Raw genomic sequence first — 17,063 nt, 5'->3', positions numbered from 1 at the left:
CCCATGCCCAATGCCCAATGCCCAATGCCCAATGCCCAATACCCTATTCATCATTAATAATTAAATCTATCTGTGGTTCATTAACTAGGGGATTGAGGACTACTTCATTGGAAAATCCCTCAGGTTTGCGGCTACGAATTGCAGCAGGACGCGATCGCCTGTAACCTGCTCTTTCAGCTTTTTGATGTTCATAATCTATCAGTCTGCCATAATGTGGGTGCTTACTGAGATTCATTGACAAGAAAATATGTTGCCGGATATTACCAAAGCCTTTGCGGTTAAAAAACTTAACTGCTGGCGTGTTAGTCGGATCTGTATCTACTAACATAAACCGCGCCCCATCTTCAATCATTCGGGCGACAACTTTATCAACTAACTTATCTGCAACTCCCTTGCGTTGAAACTGGGGATTCACTCCTAGCCAAAGAATATATCCATAAGTCCAAGAAGCTTTGGTAATAATAGTTCCTAAAATAAATCCGGCTAATTCACCATCGATTTCCGCCACCAAGCAATATTCGGGATCTGTATTGTAAAGTCCAATAACTTCCCATTCATCCCAAGTTCTATATAAATAAGGATATAAATCGCTGGTAAATAATTCTTCACCTAAATGGTAAACATCAGCGATATCATCAATTCCTAAATCACGCACATAAACGGCGTCTTGATCGTCAATGTTGGTCATAATAGTCATTTGTCATTGGTCATTTATTAGAGACGCGATGAATCGCGTCTGTACAATTGTCTCCCTAGCCCCTAGCCGTCACAATGCTACTTCTTTTATACTGGCAAGGTTGGGCAATACATCGCTTTCTGGTTCGCTGGCTTGAGTGCGATCGCATCGGGTGGAAAATTGACAATAGGTACAGGCTTTATTCCCTACTGGGAGTTGGGGAAATAATTCTTTTTGTTGGTAACGTTCTAACCAATAAGTTAAATCGTTTAATAGTTCTTTCAGTTCATTGGCGGTTTTTTGGTGTTGGACAGAATTGTAATTAAATTTAATATTTTGCGGTTTACCTGCCGATTGGACAAACCAATAAGTCATAGAAATATTTTCTGGCAAGTATTCGCTAGTTTCTGTCAAAACATAGAGATAAAGCCTTGTTTGCCAATTTTTTTCTAACTTACTTTTATGGGGTGGTTTGGGGTAAGTTTTCCAATCGAGAATTTGCGCTGTTTGTTTATCGGCAATTAATAAGTCATAAACAACCGTCAGCAAATAGTTTTGCACTTGCAGAGTCCGAAAATGTTCGCTTTCGCGGAAGATTTGGCTATTAGTCGCAGGTGCTAAAATTTCTGGTGCAGCAGCAGCAAAGGCTGACATCCAACTTTGGAGTTGGGTATCTGCTTGTAAAAAACTCTGAATTGGTAAACCCATTTCTCGCTGCTGCATCAACAGGTGGAAGCGGCTACCTAAAGTTTGCCGTTCTTCATGTTGGGGATCTGCGGGAGAATTGAGGTTTTCTAAATAGGTATGTTGAAATTGACGGGGACAACGTTCTAGTAAATTGAGTTGTCCTTGGGATATACGTAATAATTGCGTGGGAGTTGACAACATTATTCTATTTTAGAAGCTTATTTTCCAGATGGGATTTGAGAAGCGATCGCATTTACCCCAACAAATGTTAATTCTCACCAACGATTGCACTTTGATGGAGATTTTACGGTTTTCTGTTCGCTACACAGGGGTATTGTTTTAATTTTTACCTCGCTTTTCCCCAAGAAAGCAAGCAAAATTGCTGAATACTAAATAAAAATTACAATTAATCGCCTCAAGGCACTGTCAGCAGTTTAATAAACAATGATACTGGGATGTATTAAAAAACTCATTATCTAAAATCCCCCAGTATTTTCATACCCATAACCAAGATGCGTCAGGTTAGCTGGTGCAATATTGAAACACATCAACTAAATCAACGCAATTTGAGGTTGGGGAATTGTAACTTGTGTGTTAAATAGGTTCAGAGATAGCTTGACAGTAGACAATATTTATGCATCTATTCAAAATTGCCGGAAAACGTATCAGCAAGAGGTATTTTTATCCTCTCCTATCCTTGGCGCTAGTTTGCATCTTACTATTTACCTCTTTTGGAGTTGGTCAAGCCCAGGAAGAACAAAGTTCTCCAGAGTCAACTCCAGAGTCAACTCCCGCACCCACAACCACAGTAATTCAACAACCAACTAGCGATCCCTTGACTGTAGCTGATGTAGCTTCAATTCGGGGTGTCAGTCCGAAAGAATTGTATGTCAGCATTCCTCAGTCACTCGTAGCAGAAAGTTTTCGTGCTGATTCCCAAGACAAACTGAATTTGGTAATTACAGGAAACAATTTCCCTAAAGCTGAGAGTTCGGCTAAAAATAAAATTACCGTCAGAATTGGTAATCCTCCTGATTCTGCGACTACTAATACTGTCAAAGTGGCAGAAGATGGGCAGGCAATTTTTGCTACATTTAGCAACTCTCAATTGAAGAATTTACCGAGAGGTACTCATCCTATCAAAGTAGAAGTCGCCGGAAACGCCACTAGTATTGACCCACAAATTACCGAAGAGCAATTACAGGTCAATATCAGCCGTCCTATCAGTAGTTTGACTACATTAATTGTCTTTGGTATAACTACCCTGGCGACTTTGTTTTTAGTAGGAATTATCTACCTGCTAGCTAAAGAATCAAAAAGAGGTAACGTATCTCCAAAATCTCTCAAAAGTCCTAATCAAAAAGAACTCAATGCTTTAGAGTGGCTATTACTAGAGCGACAAACAAACACCTATAGTTTGGCACGAACTCAGTTTGTTTGGTGGCTGACAATCATTGTCTTTGGCTATTTATTTCTGTTCATTGGTAGGGGAATTATTCAAAATATTTGGGAGTTCATTCCTTTATCTGGATTTGCCTATACTTTTTTGATTAGTTTAGTCACATTAGTCACAGCACAAGCAACTTCTAACATCCGTGGTACTAAAGGATCTGGCGATGTGAATCCTTCTTGGTCAGATTTAGTAGTACATGGAGGTATAATCGCCTTAGAACGGGTACAGCAGGTAGTTTGGAATTTAATTATTGGGATTGCGTTTATTGTCATTTTGCTAGTTACCTATACAACCGCATCTTCTTTACCAAGCATTCCCCAAGAAATTTTAGTGCTGATGGGAATTAGCGCGGGTGGTTATATTAGCGGTAAAGCTGTGCGCAAAGCAGGCCCTAATGTTACCCAGGTAGTACTGTGGGATGAGCCGCAAGATTTATTACAAAATCCCCAAGCCGAGCCTCACTTAACTATATCTGGTGAACACCTTTCGCAAGCAACAAGTGCGATCGTGCAAATGGTCTATTTAGATGAGTCTAATAATGAAAAATCGGAAACGCGGATTGAGGTAAAACAAGAGAACTTATGTACTCAAGAACCCGATCCTGATTATCCGGGAGAGTTTTGCAAAAAATTGCGAATTAACTTTAAAGACATGAATGCGCTTCCCGATCAACAATGGTATGAGTGGTTACAAGTTTTTGGTGATAATTTCACTGCTCAAAAAGTCAAAATCACTATCATTAATGCTGATGGACAAAGGTCTGTTTGGGATGGTAGTAATCCTGTACCGGAAAGGAAAGTTACTGCTCCACAGTCAGGATATTAATTTGGTCTGTGTGGGCTAGGAGTTTGCAAAGCTCACGCAGAGCCGCAGAGAAAACCGCGCAAATTAAGTTATACCAATTTAAATAATATTTGCGACACATCAAAATATTCTAGAGGGCATGGCAGTGCCAGTGCCCCTACAATCTGTCGCATTCTTTTTTGCAATTGGTATTACAGCATCTTCCTGTAAATAGACCACGCTGTAGGGGCACGGCACCAGTAAAATTATTGGATGTACCAAAATATTATCGATGCCGTGCCCCTACCATAGATGTGGTTCTATCCAAGCTACACATTTACTGTCTTTAATTTTGAATTTTGAATTTTGAATTTTGAATTATCTGGCTATTCTGCCAAAATTAAATGCCGGATTTGTGGGTTTAGGATTATCAGTTAAACATTGGGCGATCGCACTTATAGTTTTTGTCCAAGGATGCTCTGGATAGCGCATTGAAAAAATATCGCTGCTGGCTAGATGAAACATTTCTTCGCACACAGGTAAAATCCCTGCTACAGGTACTTTATAACTATCTTGAATTTGTTGTTTTAAAGCTGGAGTATTTAAACTAGGTAATACTTTATTGACTACTAATAACATTTTAGGAACTTCTAATTTTCGTGCTACATCAATTGTGACTGCTGTACCTTGATAATCTTGTTTATCAGGGCGCAAAATTACCAATAGTACATCAGAAATAATTACAGAAAGTAGAGTTTCTTCATTAATACCTGGGTGCGTATCAATAAAGAGATAATCTAATTGAAGACGCTGCATTAAATGGCGAAAACCATCATTGAGTAACCGTGCATCATAGCCTTCCCGGAGAATCCTAGAAATTTCCCCGGTTTTAATACTGGAAGGAATTAGATAAATTTTGCCGCGATTATTGGTAAACCAACCTTTTTTAGTTGCAAATACAGAACTGACATCATAAGTAGCAGCTTCAATTGCACAGCGTCCCCATAAATAATCATTCAAAGTGTGCTTAATTTTAGTTTCATCTAAACCAAAAGGCACGTGAATACCTGGGGATTGAATATCTGTATCAACAATTCCTACTCGTAAACCAGTACGCGCAATTAAAGTAGCTAGGTTTGCAGTGACGTTAGATTTACCAGTACCACCGCGAAAAGAATGTATTGAAATTATTTTGGTCATTAGTCATTTGTCCTTTGTCATTTGTGTTTTGGCATTTGTTATACCGTTGCTATATGAAGCTACCTGTACCAAATTCGCTTAATATCTTATTTTTTGGCATCTTGGCGGTTCGTTTTTTCTCTTAAAATAATTAAGCGCATCTTCATACAAAATTGGTATTATTTATCTCCCTTACTTCCTTCTCTAATTTCTTTAGCTGTTTGCTGTAATTTTTGGAAATAATCGCTTTCGGCAATTTCTTCTACTTGATGTACTCGTTTTGTTTGGTCGATTTCTACGCGCAATTGTTGTAATTGGGCGGATAATTGTTGTTCGCGATCGCAAACTTCGCGTACCATTTTCTGAAATACTCGCCCTAATTGTCCTAATTCATCGGTGCGATGAGCAATTTTGCTTAGTCCTTGGCGTTCTAATTCCCTGATTTCGTTGATGCTGACGGTATCTCTACTAATTGTTTGCGCAAGTTGAGCCATTGGTTTTAACGGTTGAATTACTCTCCACTTGAGTAAGTAGTTAATGGAGAGGATAACTAATGCAAAAATGCCCATGAAGATGCTGATAAATAAAAAAAGTGCTTTGCGGGCGTTGGCAAAAACTTCGCTGGCAGGGATATATATAATTTGAGTACCGATAACTTGATTTAGCTTCCAGCCATAACCGTTTTGTGTACCGTATTTTTTCACGTGGCTTTTGGGAGCTTGATTTGGGTTACCATGACAGGACAAACAGCTAGAACTATTCACGGTTACAGGTTGAGCCGTGTAAAATAATTGCTCTCCGGCTTCGGTGCGAAAATCGGATATTGTGGTTAAAGAGCGATCGCTATCAAAGCGTTCAATGATTTTGGCTTCAAATCGGTCAGCTTGATCGTCACGATTCGTTGGGTTGAGCGTCGCCTGTTTATACATCAAGTCTTTGTATTGCCAATTACTTTTAAAATTTTCAAATACCCTTCTGGCTGCAATGCTGCGGATAGTTTCGGGAATAAAAGTAGTTTCGGGATCTGCGAGTTGGGTAATCAGTGGGGCAATATCATTACTGGTATAACTGCTCACCGAGTTAATCATATTCATTGCCATTTGTCCCCTGGCATTCATTTCCATCAGCGCCTTATGTTCCAGCGCTTTCGACAATGCAAAACCCCCTAATCCGATTCCTGTAATAAAAATCAGTGACAGCAACAGCGTAAATTGAGAAGCCAGTTTTAGACGCGCAAGCATGTTGGTAAATTCCATCAACCATGTTTTTTACCTATATATCTGGAGCCTATGAACTCGATCAGATGACGGTTGACGGTTGACGGTTGACTGTTGACTGTTGACCGTTGACTGTTGACTGTTGACCGTTGACTATTGACTATTGACTGTTGACTGTTGACTTTCTGAATTACGCATTATAAATGCGAAATCGTTAGCATAGATGTAGAAAGTTAGTGATTTTTTCATTTGGCGATATGTCTAACGACCAGCCGCGATCGCATTTTAAACTCAACATTAATGATTCTTATGCAATTCTGGGGCTGAAACCTGGAGCATCGCTGGCGCAGGTTAAGCAAGCATACCGTAATTTAATTAAAACTTGGCATCCCGATCGCTTTGTCGATCCAGATAAAAAACGGGTAGCTGAAGAAAAAATCAAAAAAATCAACGTCGCTTATAACCACCTGAAATCTCAACCGCTACCCACAACCAGCGAACCGCCATCAACAGCTAAACCGAGAAATTCCTCTAAAGTCGCTGTCAATAGCTGGAATGCAGAGACTTTTTACAACTTGGGTGTACAAAACGCTAGCCAAGGGAGATATCAACATGCGATCGCAGATTTTACCAGAGCAATTCGCCTCAATCCTCGCTATATTCAGGCTTACAAATATCGCGGGTTTGTTTGCTCTCAATTAGGCTACGAACATCGAGCCACCTCAGATTTAAATAAAGCCGCACAGCTAGAACAAGAATTGAACGGTGTCAAAACTCCCTTTACCTACTCATCAAACAGATGGTCAAAATCAGCAAGACCTGTATCTAATTCTCAACCTTTAGTTAAAAGATGGTGTCAGAAAATTAAAAATTGGTTCTACCTCAATTGGTCTTGGAGATAAGATATTAATCTTTTTATAAAGCTAATTCTGATTAACTGGTAACTCAAATAAGCAAGGAGATGGGACACTTCGATTTGCTTAGTGTCCCCTTTGGCTGAGTAATAAATCTCACCTAACTTCATAAAATCTTGATAATATTCCATCTTTAGACGGAGGAAAAAATCCCTACTCGCGATAGAGCCATTGCCCTGAAGCTAAAGGTTATTCTCAGAAATATCGAAGGTTAAATGATAAATAAAACCCATTCAAATCTAGATAAAAAGATTTTAAAACCAACTAGAAACCTTTGACTATTGCTTGATTCAGGTCACCAAATTTTACTATCGAGGAGTGGAATAAAACTTATGAATAATCCAGGCGATCGCGAAAATTATCGCAGTGAAAGTCAGCAAGAATATTACACAGATGCTAACGGTGAAACCCGGACTCGTGTGCAGAGAACCACCGAAACAGTTAACAATACACCTAACGTTAATACTTACGGAACTGGTTATGTAAATGGCCGTGATAGCGAGCGGAGATATCAACAAGCAAATTTAGCAGAACGCGATAGCAGTAATACAGCTAACGGGTTACTATTAGGTGTGATTTTGACTTCACTAGTTACCTTGGGTGTAGGCGCATTTTGGTATTTTAACCAGCGCAACAACACAGCTAATGATAATGTAACCCCCGTACTTGTTCCCGTACCATCTAACGCCAGCCCTTCTCCCGCAGCTAGCCAATCTCCACCAACGCGAACCACAATCATCGAAAGAACCAGAGAAGTACCTGTAATCGTTCCGCAACAGCAGTCTCCAGTCAAAGCTGCACCTACTACACAACCAAATATTAATATTACAGTTCCACCCCAGCGACCCACTACTCAAACAGCGCCAACTACATCACCTAATACTCCCACTCAACCCAGTTCTACCAGTAAATCCCCCAGTTCCGACAATCAAAACGATACCTTAACAAATAGCCAATCTTCAGGCGCAAACCAGTCAAACACCAACCCTAGCAACAGTGATACTAATTCTGAAACCAGTAAACCTGGCGATTCTCAGCAGTAATAAGTAATACCAAATTATAATCAGGTGCATCTTTAAACAAAATTTCTATAAGTTCCTCACGCAATAGCCTTTTCCAGCTTTGGAGAAGGCTATTGCAGTTTTTGCGTAGAAATTTACAGTCAAAAACCTTAAACCGCGTAGGTTGGGTTGTAGCTTGCTTCCCGAAGGGTACGAAGTGAAACCCAACAAACTTCGGAAAATGTTGGGTTTCGTTCCTCAACCCAACCTACATTTATCCTTAACTGAACCGTATTGCTTTACAGCCTGTGAAGACAGGCTTTGTTCTTATAGCGATACCCTTCTAGGGTATTGCGCCAAAATTTCTCTACTCCCGTTGCGCACCTTTAATTCATTTCCAACTTTAGTAGGAGACAGTTCGGAGGAGATAAATTTTCTGGCAATCCGAACTTTATTCCGATGTATATCCTTGGGCAAATTTCCTACTATGAACACATCAAGCGAAACGAAAAGCGCAGCGAGATAACCAAGATAAAAAATTATAACACGGTTAATAAACGCTGCTTAATCTGACAAATTCACATATACATCAAGGAAAAAAACAATGTCTAACACAATCAAAAACAACGGTGCAGTTGAACTTTCTGAACAAGAATTAGATAACGTTGCTGGTGGACTAGCTTTAGTACTGGGTGATGTTAACGGCTATGCTTCTCAAGCTAACAACAATTTCTTCCAAAAAGAGTTAGTAGTTGCTCAACAAACAACCGCAGGCCCCAATGGTAGCAGCACTGGTTCAATTACCAGCCTGAAAGAAGTTGCAAGTTCTGCTGGTTTGAATATCGCAATTGGTTAATTATCCATCATCAAAACATCCAAAAATATCAAGAAATAATCAGGAGCAAAATCATGTCTAACATAATCAAAAATATCGGTGCAGTTGAACTTGACGAACAAGAACTAGATAACGTTGCTGGTGGACTAGCTTTAGTTCTGGGTGATGTTAACGGCTATGCTTCTCAAGCTGGTAATAACTTTTTCCAAAAAGAGTTAGTAGTTGCGCAACAAACAACCGCAGGCCCCAATGGTAGCAGCACTGGTTCTATTAGCAGCTTGAAAGAAATTTCTACTTCTGCTGGCTTGAATATTGCAATTGGTTAATCCAATCGCCAAGTAATACAAAATTGGCGTTGCGAAAATCAGGAATAAAAAATTAGTTTTAACTTTGCCGATATTCCCGAATATATGCAACGCAACGCCTCAATCAAATTAACCAATAAACACAAAATTAGGAGTAAAACCATGTCTCATTCAATCCAAAACTTTGATGTAGTTGAACTTTCTGAACAAGAATTAGATAACGTTGCTGGTGGACTAGCTTTAGTTCTGGGTGATGTTAACGGCTATGCTTCTCAAGCTAATAACGATTTCTTCCAAAAAGAGTTAGTAGTTGCGCAACAAACAACCGCAGGCCCCAATGGTAGCAGCACTGGTTCTATTACTAGCTTGAAAGAAATTGCTACTAATGCTGGTTTAAATATTGCAATTAGTTAATTCTCATTCTTACAAAACTCAAACATCAACACAAAATTAGGAGTAAAAACCATGTCTGAATCAATCAAAAACATCGCTGTAGTTGAACTTTCTGAACAAGAATTAGATAAGGTTGCTGGTGGACTAGCTTTAGTACTAGGTGATGTTGAAGGATATTCTTCTCAAGCTGGTAACAAATTTTGGCAAAAAGAATTAGTAGTTGCACAACAAACCACCGCAGGCCCCAATGGTAGCAGCACTGGTTCAATTACTAGCTTGAAGGAAGTTGCTAGTTCTGCTGGGTTGAATATTGCAATTAGTTAATTCTCATTCTTTTCCCAACTCAAACATCAAAACATAATTAGGAGTAAAAACAATGTCTGAATCAATCAAAAACATCGCTGTAGTTGAACTTTCTGAACAAGAATTAGATAATGTTGCTGGTGGATTATCTGTAGTCATTGGTGATGCTCAAGGCTATAATTCTCAAGCTAGTAACGGTTTCTTCCAAAAAGAGTTAATAGTTGCACAACAAACCTACGCAGGCCCCAATGGTAGCGGTACTGCTTCGATTGCTAGCTTAAAAGAAATTTCTAGTTCTGCTGGTTTAAATATTGCGATCGGTTAATGAGTAAAGCCATGAATAAGAAAATTGAAAATCTCGGTGCTGTTGAAATTGGCGAACAAGAATTAGATCGGGTTGCTGGCGGAGTAAATGTTGCTAGCGGATTGGATGTAGTAATAGCTGATATTAAAGGATCTATCTCTCAAGCTATTAACAAATTCTTAGAAAAAGAGTTACCAATTACCCAACCAACACTACCAGCAATAATTGAGCATACACCTACAAACAATGTAACTCAATTCTAGCTTTAAGTCTAACCTCATTGCTTTCTTCTCATCCACACAATTATCACCCTTGTTTAGTAATAAATAGGGGTGTTTTTTTATTTATCAGAGACGCGATGAATCGCGTACAATGGTCATTTGTATGAGAGTAAGTTTAGGTGTAGGTTGGGTAGAAGATCGTGAAACCCAACGTAGATATTGGTGTTTAGGGACTTACAAAGAATAAATTACCCATATTTCGTAGTGCGAGCATCTTGCTCGCTGGTGTTCAAAAGCGAGCAAGATGCTCGCATTACCAATTTATTGGGTATTTAAAAAATTGGATGTCCCTTATCTCGTTTACAGCCTCCTTTTGGAAATGCGTATTGCGAGGCTCCGCCTCGAAAGCTGATAAATTGAGGCGGAGCCTCACGATCATCGCTCCCACGCAGAGCATGGGAGCTAGATTATTTTAATGAATGGCAATAAATGAATAAATTAGGTGTAAAAATTTGTAATTTATATATTTATAACCCTAAACATTAATTTATGCTCTAAAAACCTTATGTATGAGTTGTGAAGCTAAAATATGATTCAGAAAGTAAGTTTGCGAGTCAGAAAGTTAGTTTGCGAGTCGTAACTGTTGCTAAATGACTCAGAAAGTAAGTTTGCGAGTCATAACTGTTGCTAAATGACTCAGAAAGTAAGTTTACAAGTCGCAAACCTAATTAATGAGTTGCAACCTTTCCTTCAGTAAAAATCCAGCTATAGCGAGAATAAAAATTTAACTTTTGCCCAAAACTATTAAGGCGACGCGATCCCACAAGACTCATAAAAAATCACCACTTACAGTTGCGCTAATATCACAATTAGGTGTGCTACGTTATCCCAAGCAAAGATACCGCAGTCAATTATTTAGCTTCATCAACTGGGGGGAATCTCCGATGTTGGCACAATGGCAAGGCTTCACAAGTGGTAAATGGACAGAAGAAATCAATGTCCGCGATTTCATCCAAAAGAATTACACCCTTTACAGTGGCGATGAATCTTTTTTAACAGGTGCGACTCCCACCACTCAAGCACTCTGGGATAAAGTCAAGGATTTGATGGCAGTTGAGCGCGAGAAAGGTATTTTAGATACAGATACAGAAGTTGTTTCCACAATTACCTCCCATCAACCGGGTTATATTCACCGCGAATTGGAACAGATTGTCGGATTGCAAACGGATAAACCGCTAAAACGCGCTATTATGCCGTTTGGTGGCATTCGTGTAGTTAAAGATGCATTAAAAGCTTACGGTTACGAACTCAATCCCCAAACCGCAGATATATTTACCAAATACCGCAAAACTCATAACGACGGCGTATTTGATGCCTATACTCGCGAAATGCGCTTATGTCGGCGCTATGGTATTATCACCGGATTGCCAGATGCTTACGGACGGGGGAGAATTATTGGCGATTATCGGCGCGTAGCGTTGTATGGTGTTGATGGTCTCATCGATGATAAAAAATCACAACTCCAATCTTTAGAGTTAGATGAGATTGTTGAAGATACAATTCGCTCGCGGGAAGAAATTTCCGAACAAATCAAAGCTTTGTTTGAATTGAAAACAATGGCTGCTAGTTACGGGTTTGATATTAGTCAACCCGCAGCTACAGCGAAAGAAGCTGTGCAGTGGTTATATTTTGGCTATCTGGCAGCTGTGAAAGAACAAAACGGTGCGGCGATGTCTTTGGGAAGGGTTTCAACTTTCCTAGATATTTACTTTGAACGAGATTTACAACAAGGAACAGTTACCGAATCCCAACTGCAAGAACTCATCGACCATTTTGTGATGAAGTTACGCATGGTAAGATTTTTGCGGACACCAGATTATAATCAACTGTTTTCCGGCGATCCCACTTGGGTGACAGAATGCGTTGGCGGTGTGGGTGAAGATGGTAGGCCTTTGGTAACGAAGAATAGTTTCCGGATTCTGCATACTTTGTCTAATTTAGGCCCAGCACCAGAACCAAATTTAACTGTGTTGTGGTCGGAACAGTTACCTGATAATTTTAAACGTTTTTGCGCTAAAGTTTCCATTCAGACTAGCTCAATTCAGTATGAGAACGATGATTTGATGCGTTCTTACTGGGGTGATGATTATGCGATCGCTTGTTGCGTTTCGGCAATGCGCATCGGTAAGCAAATGCAGTTTTTTGGCGCACGAGTCAATCTAGCCAAGTGTTTGCTATATGCGATTAACGGCGGTAAAGATGAAATTTCTGGCGAACAAGTTGCAAGTGCGATCGCGCCAATTACTTCCGACTACCTAGATTATCAACAGGTACGGGAGCAATTTGAAACAATGATGGGGTGGTTAGCCAAGGCGTATATTAATACCCTGAACGTCATCCATTACATGCATGATAAATACTGCTACGAACGCATCGAAATGGCACTCCACGATCGCGATATTTTACGCACAATGGCTTGCGGGATTGCTGGGTTATCTGTAGTCACAGATGCTTTATCAGCAATTAAATATGCCAAAGTCAAAGTATTGCGTAACACCGAGGGATTAGCCGTTGATTATGAAATTACCGGCGATTATCCCAAATATGGCAACAACGACGATCGCGTTGATGAAATAGCGGTAGATTTAGTTACCAAGTTCATGAACGAACTGCGGAAACATCCCACATATCGCCAAGCCACAGCAACACAATCGGTATTAACAATTACCTCAAACGTTGTGTATGGCAAGAAAACCGGTAACACCCCCGACGGGAGAAAAGCTGGCGAACCCTTTGCGCCTGGTGCAAACCCCATGCATGGAAGAGATAGTAAAGGTGCAGTTGCGTCTCTGGAATCCGTCGCGAAAATTCCTTACCAATGCGCCCAAGATGGAATTTCCAACACTTTCTCTGTAGTACCATCAGCTTTAGGTAAATTAGAAGTCGATCAAATCAGCAACCTAGTAGGAATGCTAGATGGTTACTTCCATGATGGCGGACACCATATTAACGTTAACGTCCTCAAGCGAGAAATGTTAATGGATGCAATGGATCATCCAGAATTATATCCCCAGTTAACAATTAGAGTTTCCGGTTACGCGGTGAACTTTATTAAATTAACGCGAGAACAGCAACTTGATGTAATTCATCGCACATTCCACGAACGATTTTAACCCGTAGGGGCGGGGTTTCCCCCCATACGTGTCAACTTAAGCTAAAAGCTATATAGAGCGGGCGTTGTACAAAAACTTTCGCCCTCATCCCCTAACCCCTTCTCCCCCAGGAGAAGGGGAATTAAATCTCTTGCTCCCCTCTCCCGGTGGGAGAGGGGCTGGGGGTGAGGGCAGAACGTTGTCGCCAAGCGGGTTTCACGTTAAGTTGACACGTATGGGTTTTCCCCGCCCTTACGAGTTGCAGGTTTGGTAAGTTAACGATCGCAATATTTTTTTATTTGGAAGTCTCTTAATGAGGCTTTTTTTCTCGTCGTTGAGTCTTTGATACTGGTTAATCATTGGCGGCGTGTTGATATATTCTAGAGGGCATGGCAGTGCCAATGCCCCTACCTGTTGCATGATTTTTTCTATTGGTAAGAATTGGTACCACACATTTACCATTCGTTGAATTACGAATTAGATAGACGCAAGCCTTCCCCCAGGGAATTACGAACTTGTACTGAGCTTGTCGAAGTATTACGAATTAGTTTGGCATTACCTATTGGTGTCACCTTAATGTGAAACCCGCTTTGTGCAAAAGTTTTACCCTCACCCCCAGCCCCTCTCCCTCAGGGAGAGGGGAGCAAGAGATTCAATTCCCCTTCTCCCTGGGGGAGAAGGGGTTAGGGGATGAGGGCGAGGGATTTGTACAACACGCGCCGTGATAGCTTTTAGCTTAAGTTGACAGGTATGGTGCAAGGCAAACCCCTACAGTTTATGGGAATTTTTTGATGTAATTGGCGATTTGGTGAATTTCTTCCCCGCAAAACTGCATAACCCCCACCCTGCTCAGAACTATATAACAATAAGCCATTAAATAACTCTGGTGCTGCGGTTAAATTATCCAAAATTTAGCCAAATTCACCAACTCTTTAGCATATTCCTTGACAAAACAGCTTAACTTAATTACTTAACCCCCATACTTCACCACCCAATCTTAATTTCATCATTCCTTATGCGTTACCCTAACCTTGGTCTAAGTTTCCTCGCCCTAGTTATCGCCACAACCTCCACACAAATAACTTTCAGCCTTTCCGCCTCACCAGGAGAATTACCAGTACTGGCGCAAACACCAGACCCGCGAAAGACTCAAGCTGATAGTCTGTTAGACCAAGGTATTCAGCAGTATCAAACCAGTCAATGGAAAGCAGCAATGCAGTCTTGGCAACAAGCACTCTCTATCTATCGGGAAATTCAAGACCGTCAAGGTGAGGGTAGGGCACTGGGAAATCTCGGTAATGCCTACCGTTACTTGGGAGACTACCCTAAAGCCATTGACTACCATCAACAAAGCTTGGCTCTAGCACGGGAAATCAAAAACCGTCAAAGTGAGGGTAAAGCACTGGGAAATCTTGGTAATGCCTACCGTTCCTTAGGAAACTACAAAAAAGCTATTGATTACTATCAACAAGTGTTGGCTCTAGCACGCTCAATTCAAGACCGTCAAAGTGAGGGTAAAGCACTGGGAAATCTCGGTAATGCCTACGGTTACTTGGGAGACTACCCTAAAGCCATTGACTACTTACAACAAAGCTTGGCTCTAGCACGCTCAATTCAAGACCGTCAAGATGAGGGTAAAGCACTGGGAAATCTCGGTAATGCCTACGGTTACTTGGGAGACTACCCTAAAGCCATTGACTACCTACAACAAAGCTTGGCGATCGCACGGAAAATCAAAAACCGTCAAGATGAGGGTAAAGCACTGGGAAATCTCGGTAATGCCTACGGTTACTTGGGAGACTACCCTAAAGCCATTGACTACCATCAACAAAGCTTGGCGATCGCACGCTCAATTCAAGACCGTCAAAGTGAGGGTAATGCACTGAACAATCTAGGATTTGCTTACTACAAACAAGGCAATCTCACTTTAGCAGAGAGTACCCTAATTGCAAGCATGAAAGCTAAAGAATCTCTCCGAAGTCGAGACTTAAAGGATGGTGAGAAAGTCTCAATTTTTGAAACGCAAAGGAGTACCTATCACACTTTACAAAAAGTCCTCATTGCCCAAAATAAAACTGATGCTGCTTTAGAAATATCTGAACGGGGACGAGGACGAGCATTTGTGGAGTTACTTGCTGCTCGGTTATCTGCTAACCCCAAAAAACAATTCCCCACTCCGCCCAATATTGCTGAGATTAAACAAATAGCCAAATCACAAAATGCTACTGTCGTTGAATATTCAATTATTTATGATGAATTCAAAATTCAGGGTAAACAAGAAACCAAAGAATCAGAACTCTACATTTGGGTAATCAAACCCACGGGTGAAATTACCTTCCGCAAAGCTGACCTGAAACCTTTATGGCAAAAAGAAAATACAACTTTAGCCCAATTAGTCACCAACAGCCGCGAGTCAATCGGTGTCAGAGGTCGGGGTATTTTTGAGTCCAGTTACAAACCCAATCCTAGCCTAGCAAAACAACGATTTCAACGACTTCACCAACTACTAATTAATCCCATTGCTGACTTGCTACCCAAAAATCCTGATGAGCGAGTTACATTTATACCGCAATCATCTTTATTTCTTGTTCCCTTCGCCGCTTTACAAGATGAACAAGGTAAATATTTAATTGAAAAACACACTATCCTCACTGCCCCAGCAATTCAAGTTTTAGATTTAACTAGCAAACAACGGCAGAAAGTTTCCGGTAATCAAGCCCTAGTTTTGGGTAATCCTATCATGCCCAGCGTTCCCCCTAAAATTGGTGAAACACCACAACAATTAACTCCGTTACCAGGTGCGGAAAAAGAAGCAAAAGAAATCGCCCAACTGTTAAACACCAAAGCCATCACAGGTAAAGAAGCAACCAAAGCCGCATTGATTCAAAAATTACCCCAAGCAAGGTTTATTCATCTAGCTACCCACGGTTTACTTGACGATTTTAAAGGTTTAGGTGTCCCCGGTGCTGTTGCTCTCGCCCCAGATGGTAAAGATAACGGCTTGCTAACTGCGAATGAAATTTTAGATTTAAAAATTAACGCCGAATTAGTTGTTTTAAGTGCTTGCGATACGGGACAAGGTAAACTCACAGGTGATGGTGTCATTGGTTTATCTCGCGCCTTAATTTCTGCCGGTGCGCCCAGTGTCATTGTTACATTATGGTCAATTCCCGATAGTCCTTCCGCATTATTAATGGGGGAATTTTACCGCCAGTTACAAAAGAATCCAGATAAAGCTTGGGCTTTGCGTCAAGCGATGTTGGTGACGATGAAACAGCATCCAAATCCCAGCGCTTGGGCGGCGTTTACGTTAATTGGCGAGGCGAAATAATACCAATTTACAGCAGTTTTCACCTATTTGAACCACATCTGTCGTAGGGAACACCAGTAAAATTATTATATGTACCAAAAGATTGTCGGTGCCCATTGGTGTCAACTTAAGCTCAGAAGCACACAGGGTAAGTATTTGGGGTTCTCTCTCTTCACCCCATAAACTTTCGATCCCCCCTAACCCCCCTTAAAAAAGGGGGGAAAAGATTCAAAGTCCCCCTTTTTAAGGGGGATTTAGGGGGATCGAAGATCTTGAGCAACAAAGCCTTTAGCAGCACATCAATATATTCTAGAGGGCATGGCAGTGCCA

The 17,063-nt window shown here is 40.7% G+C and carries 16 protein-coding genes; 11 read left to right on the top strand and 5 right to left on the bottom strand.

Annotated elements, in window-relative coordinates:
- Positions 1-43: 43 nt before the first annotated feature.
- Both H6G08_RS13170 and H6G08_RS13165 read right to left on the bottom strand, forming a co-directional pair.
- The gene (locus H6G08_RS13170; RefSeq protein ID WP_190543023.1) at positions 44-688 is read right to left on the bottom strand and encodes a GNAT family N-acetyltransferase; all 645 of its coding nucleotides are present in this window, start codon (positions 686-688) and stop codon (positions 44-46) included.
- Positions 689-766: 78 nt separating this feature from the next.
- Positions 767-1,564: a PD-(D/E)XK nuclease family protein gene (locus H6G08_RS13165; protein ID WP_190542913.1), complete on the bottom strand. Its 798-nt coding sequence runs from the start codon at positions 1,562-1,564 to the stop codon at positions 767-769.
- Between the two features lie 433 nt (positions 1,565-1,997).
- On the opposite strand from H6G08_RS13165, the gene H6G08_RS13160 reads away from it, so the two are divergent.
- On the top strand, positions 1,998-3,641 hold the full coding sequence (locus H6G08_RS13160) for a hypothetical protein (protein ID WP_190542910.1): 1,644 nt from the start codon (positions 1,998-2,000) through the stop codon (positions 3,639-3,641).
- Positions 3,642-3,977: 336 nt separating this feature from the next.
- On the opposite strand, the gene H6G08_RS13155 is transcribed toward H6G08_RS13160, so the two are convergent.
- The gene (locus H6G08_RS13155) at positions 3,978-4,799 is read right to left on the bottom strand and encodes a MinD/ParA family ATP-binding protein (RefSeq protein ID WP_190542907.1); all 822 of its coding nucleotides are present in this window, start codon (positions 4,797-4,799) and stop codon (positions 3,978-3,980) included.
- 158 nt (positions 4,800-4,957) lie between these two features.
- A complete protein-coding gene (locus H6G08_RS13150) occupies positions 4,958-6,019 on the bottom strand; it encodes a Tll0287-like domain-containing protein (RefSeq protein ID WP_190542904.1) in 1,062 nt (353 codons plus the stop codon).
- Between the two features lie 233 nt (positions 6,020-6,252).
- Here H6G08_RS13150 and H6G08_RS13145 point away from each other — a divergent pair, with 233 nt between their 5' ends.
- From H6G08_RS13145 to pflB, 9 genes are all read left to right on the top strand, one after another.
- Positions 6,253-6,897, top strand: a complete 645-nt coding sequence (locus H6G08_RS13145; RefSeq protein ID WP_190542901.1) for a J domain-containing protein — start codon at positions 6,253-6,255, stop codon at positions 6,895-6,897.
- Positions 6,898-7,241: 344 nt separating this feature from the next.
- The gene (locus tag H6G08_RS13140; RefSeq protein WP_190542899.1) at positions 7,242-7,952 is read left to right on the top strand and encodes a hypothetical protein; all 711 of its coding nucleotides are present in this window, start codon (positions 7,242-7,244) and stop codon (positions 7,950-7,952) included.
- A 562-nt stretch (positions 7,953-8,514) separates the two neighbouring features.
- Positions 8,515-8,766 (top strand): CTB family bacteriocin, encoded by a 252-nt coding sequence (locus H6G08_RS13135; protein ID WP_190542895.1) that lies wholly within the window; start codon positions 8,515-8,517, stop codon positions 8,764-8,766.
- Between the two features lie 53 nt (positions 8,767-8,819).
- Entirely contained in the window at positions 8,820-9,071 is a 252-nt protein-coding gene (locus tag H6G08_RS13130; RefSeq protein WP_190542893.1) for a CTB family bacteriocin, read from the top strand.
- A gap of 141 nt (positions 9,072-9,212) precedes the next feature.
- Positions 9,213-9,464 (top strand): CTB family bacteriocin, encoded by a 252-nt coding sequence (locus H6G08_RS13125; RefSeq protein WP_190542890.1) that lies wholly within the window; start codon positions 9,213-9,215, stop codon positions 9,462-9,464.
- Positions 9,465-9,515: 51 nt separating this feature from the next.
- Positions 9,516-9,767, top strand: coding sequence for a CTB family bacteriocin (locus H6G08_RS13120; RefSeq protein ID WP_190542887.1), 252 nt, complete (start codon positions 9,516-9,518; stop codon positions 9,765-9,767).
- A gap of 52 nt (positions 9,768-9,819) precedes the next feature.
- Complete coding sequence (locus H6G08_RS13115; RefSeq protein ID WP_190542884.1) at positions 9,820-10,071, top strand: CTB family bacteriocin; 252 nt, start codon at positions 9,820-9,822, stop codon at positions 10,069-10,071.
- Between the two features lie 11 nt (positions 10,072-10,082).
- Complete coding sequence (locus tag H6G08_RS13110) at positions 10,083-10,313, top strand: hypothetical protein (protein ID WP_190542881.1); 231 nt, start codon at positions 10,083-10,085, stop codon at positions 10,311-10,313.
- A 749-nt stretch (positions 10,314-11,062) separates the two neighbouring features.
- Positions 11,063-13,444, top strand: a complete 2,382-nt coding sequence (gene pflB / locus H6G08_RS13105; RefSeq protein WP_277877823.1) for a formate C-acetyltransferase — start codon at positions 11,063-11,065, stop codon at positions 13,442-13,444.
- Positions 13,445-14,154: 710 nt separating this feature from the next.
- Here pflB and H6G08_RS13100 read toward each other — a convergent pair.
- Positions 14,155-14,331 (bottom strand): hypothetical protein, encoded by a 177-nt coding sequence (locus H6G08_RS13100; protein ID WP_190542878.1) that lies wholly within the window; start codon positions 14,329-14,331, stop codon positions 14,155-14,157.
- 107 nt (positions 14,332-14,438) lie between these two features.
- Between H6G08_RS13100 and H6G08_RS13095 the strand changes: the two genes are divergently transcribed.
- Positions 14,439-16,754, top strand: coding sequence for a CHAT domain-containing protein (locus H6G08_RS13095; protein WP_190542875.1), 2,316 nt, complete (start codon positions 14,439-14,441; stop codon positions 16,752-16,754).
- Positions 16,755-17,063 lie beyond the last annotated feature (309 nt).

Origin of the sequence: Calothrix anomala FACHB-343, from assembly GCF_014696435.1 — a bacterium.
Taxonomy (GTDB): domain Bacteria; phylum Cyanobacteriota; class Cyanobacteriia; order Cyanobacteriales; family Nostocaceae; genus Aulosira; species Aulosira anomala_A.
This window is presented reverse-complemented; position numbering and strand designations above follow the sequence as displayed.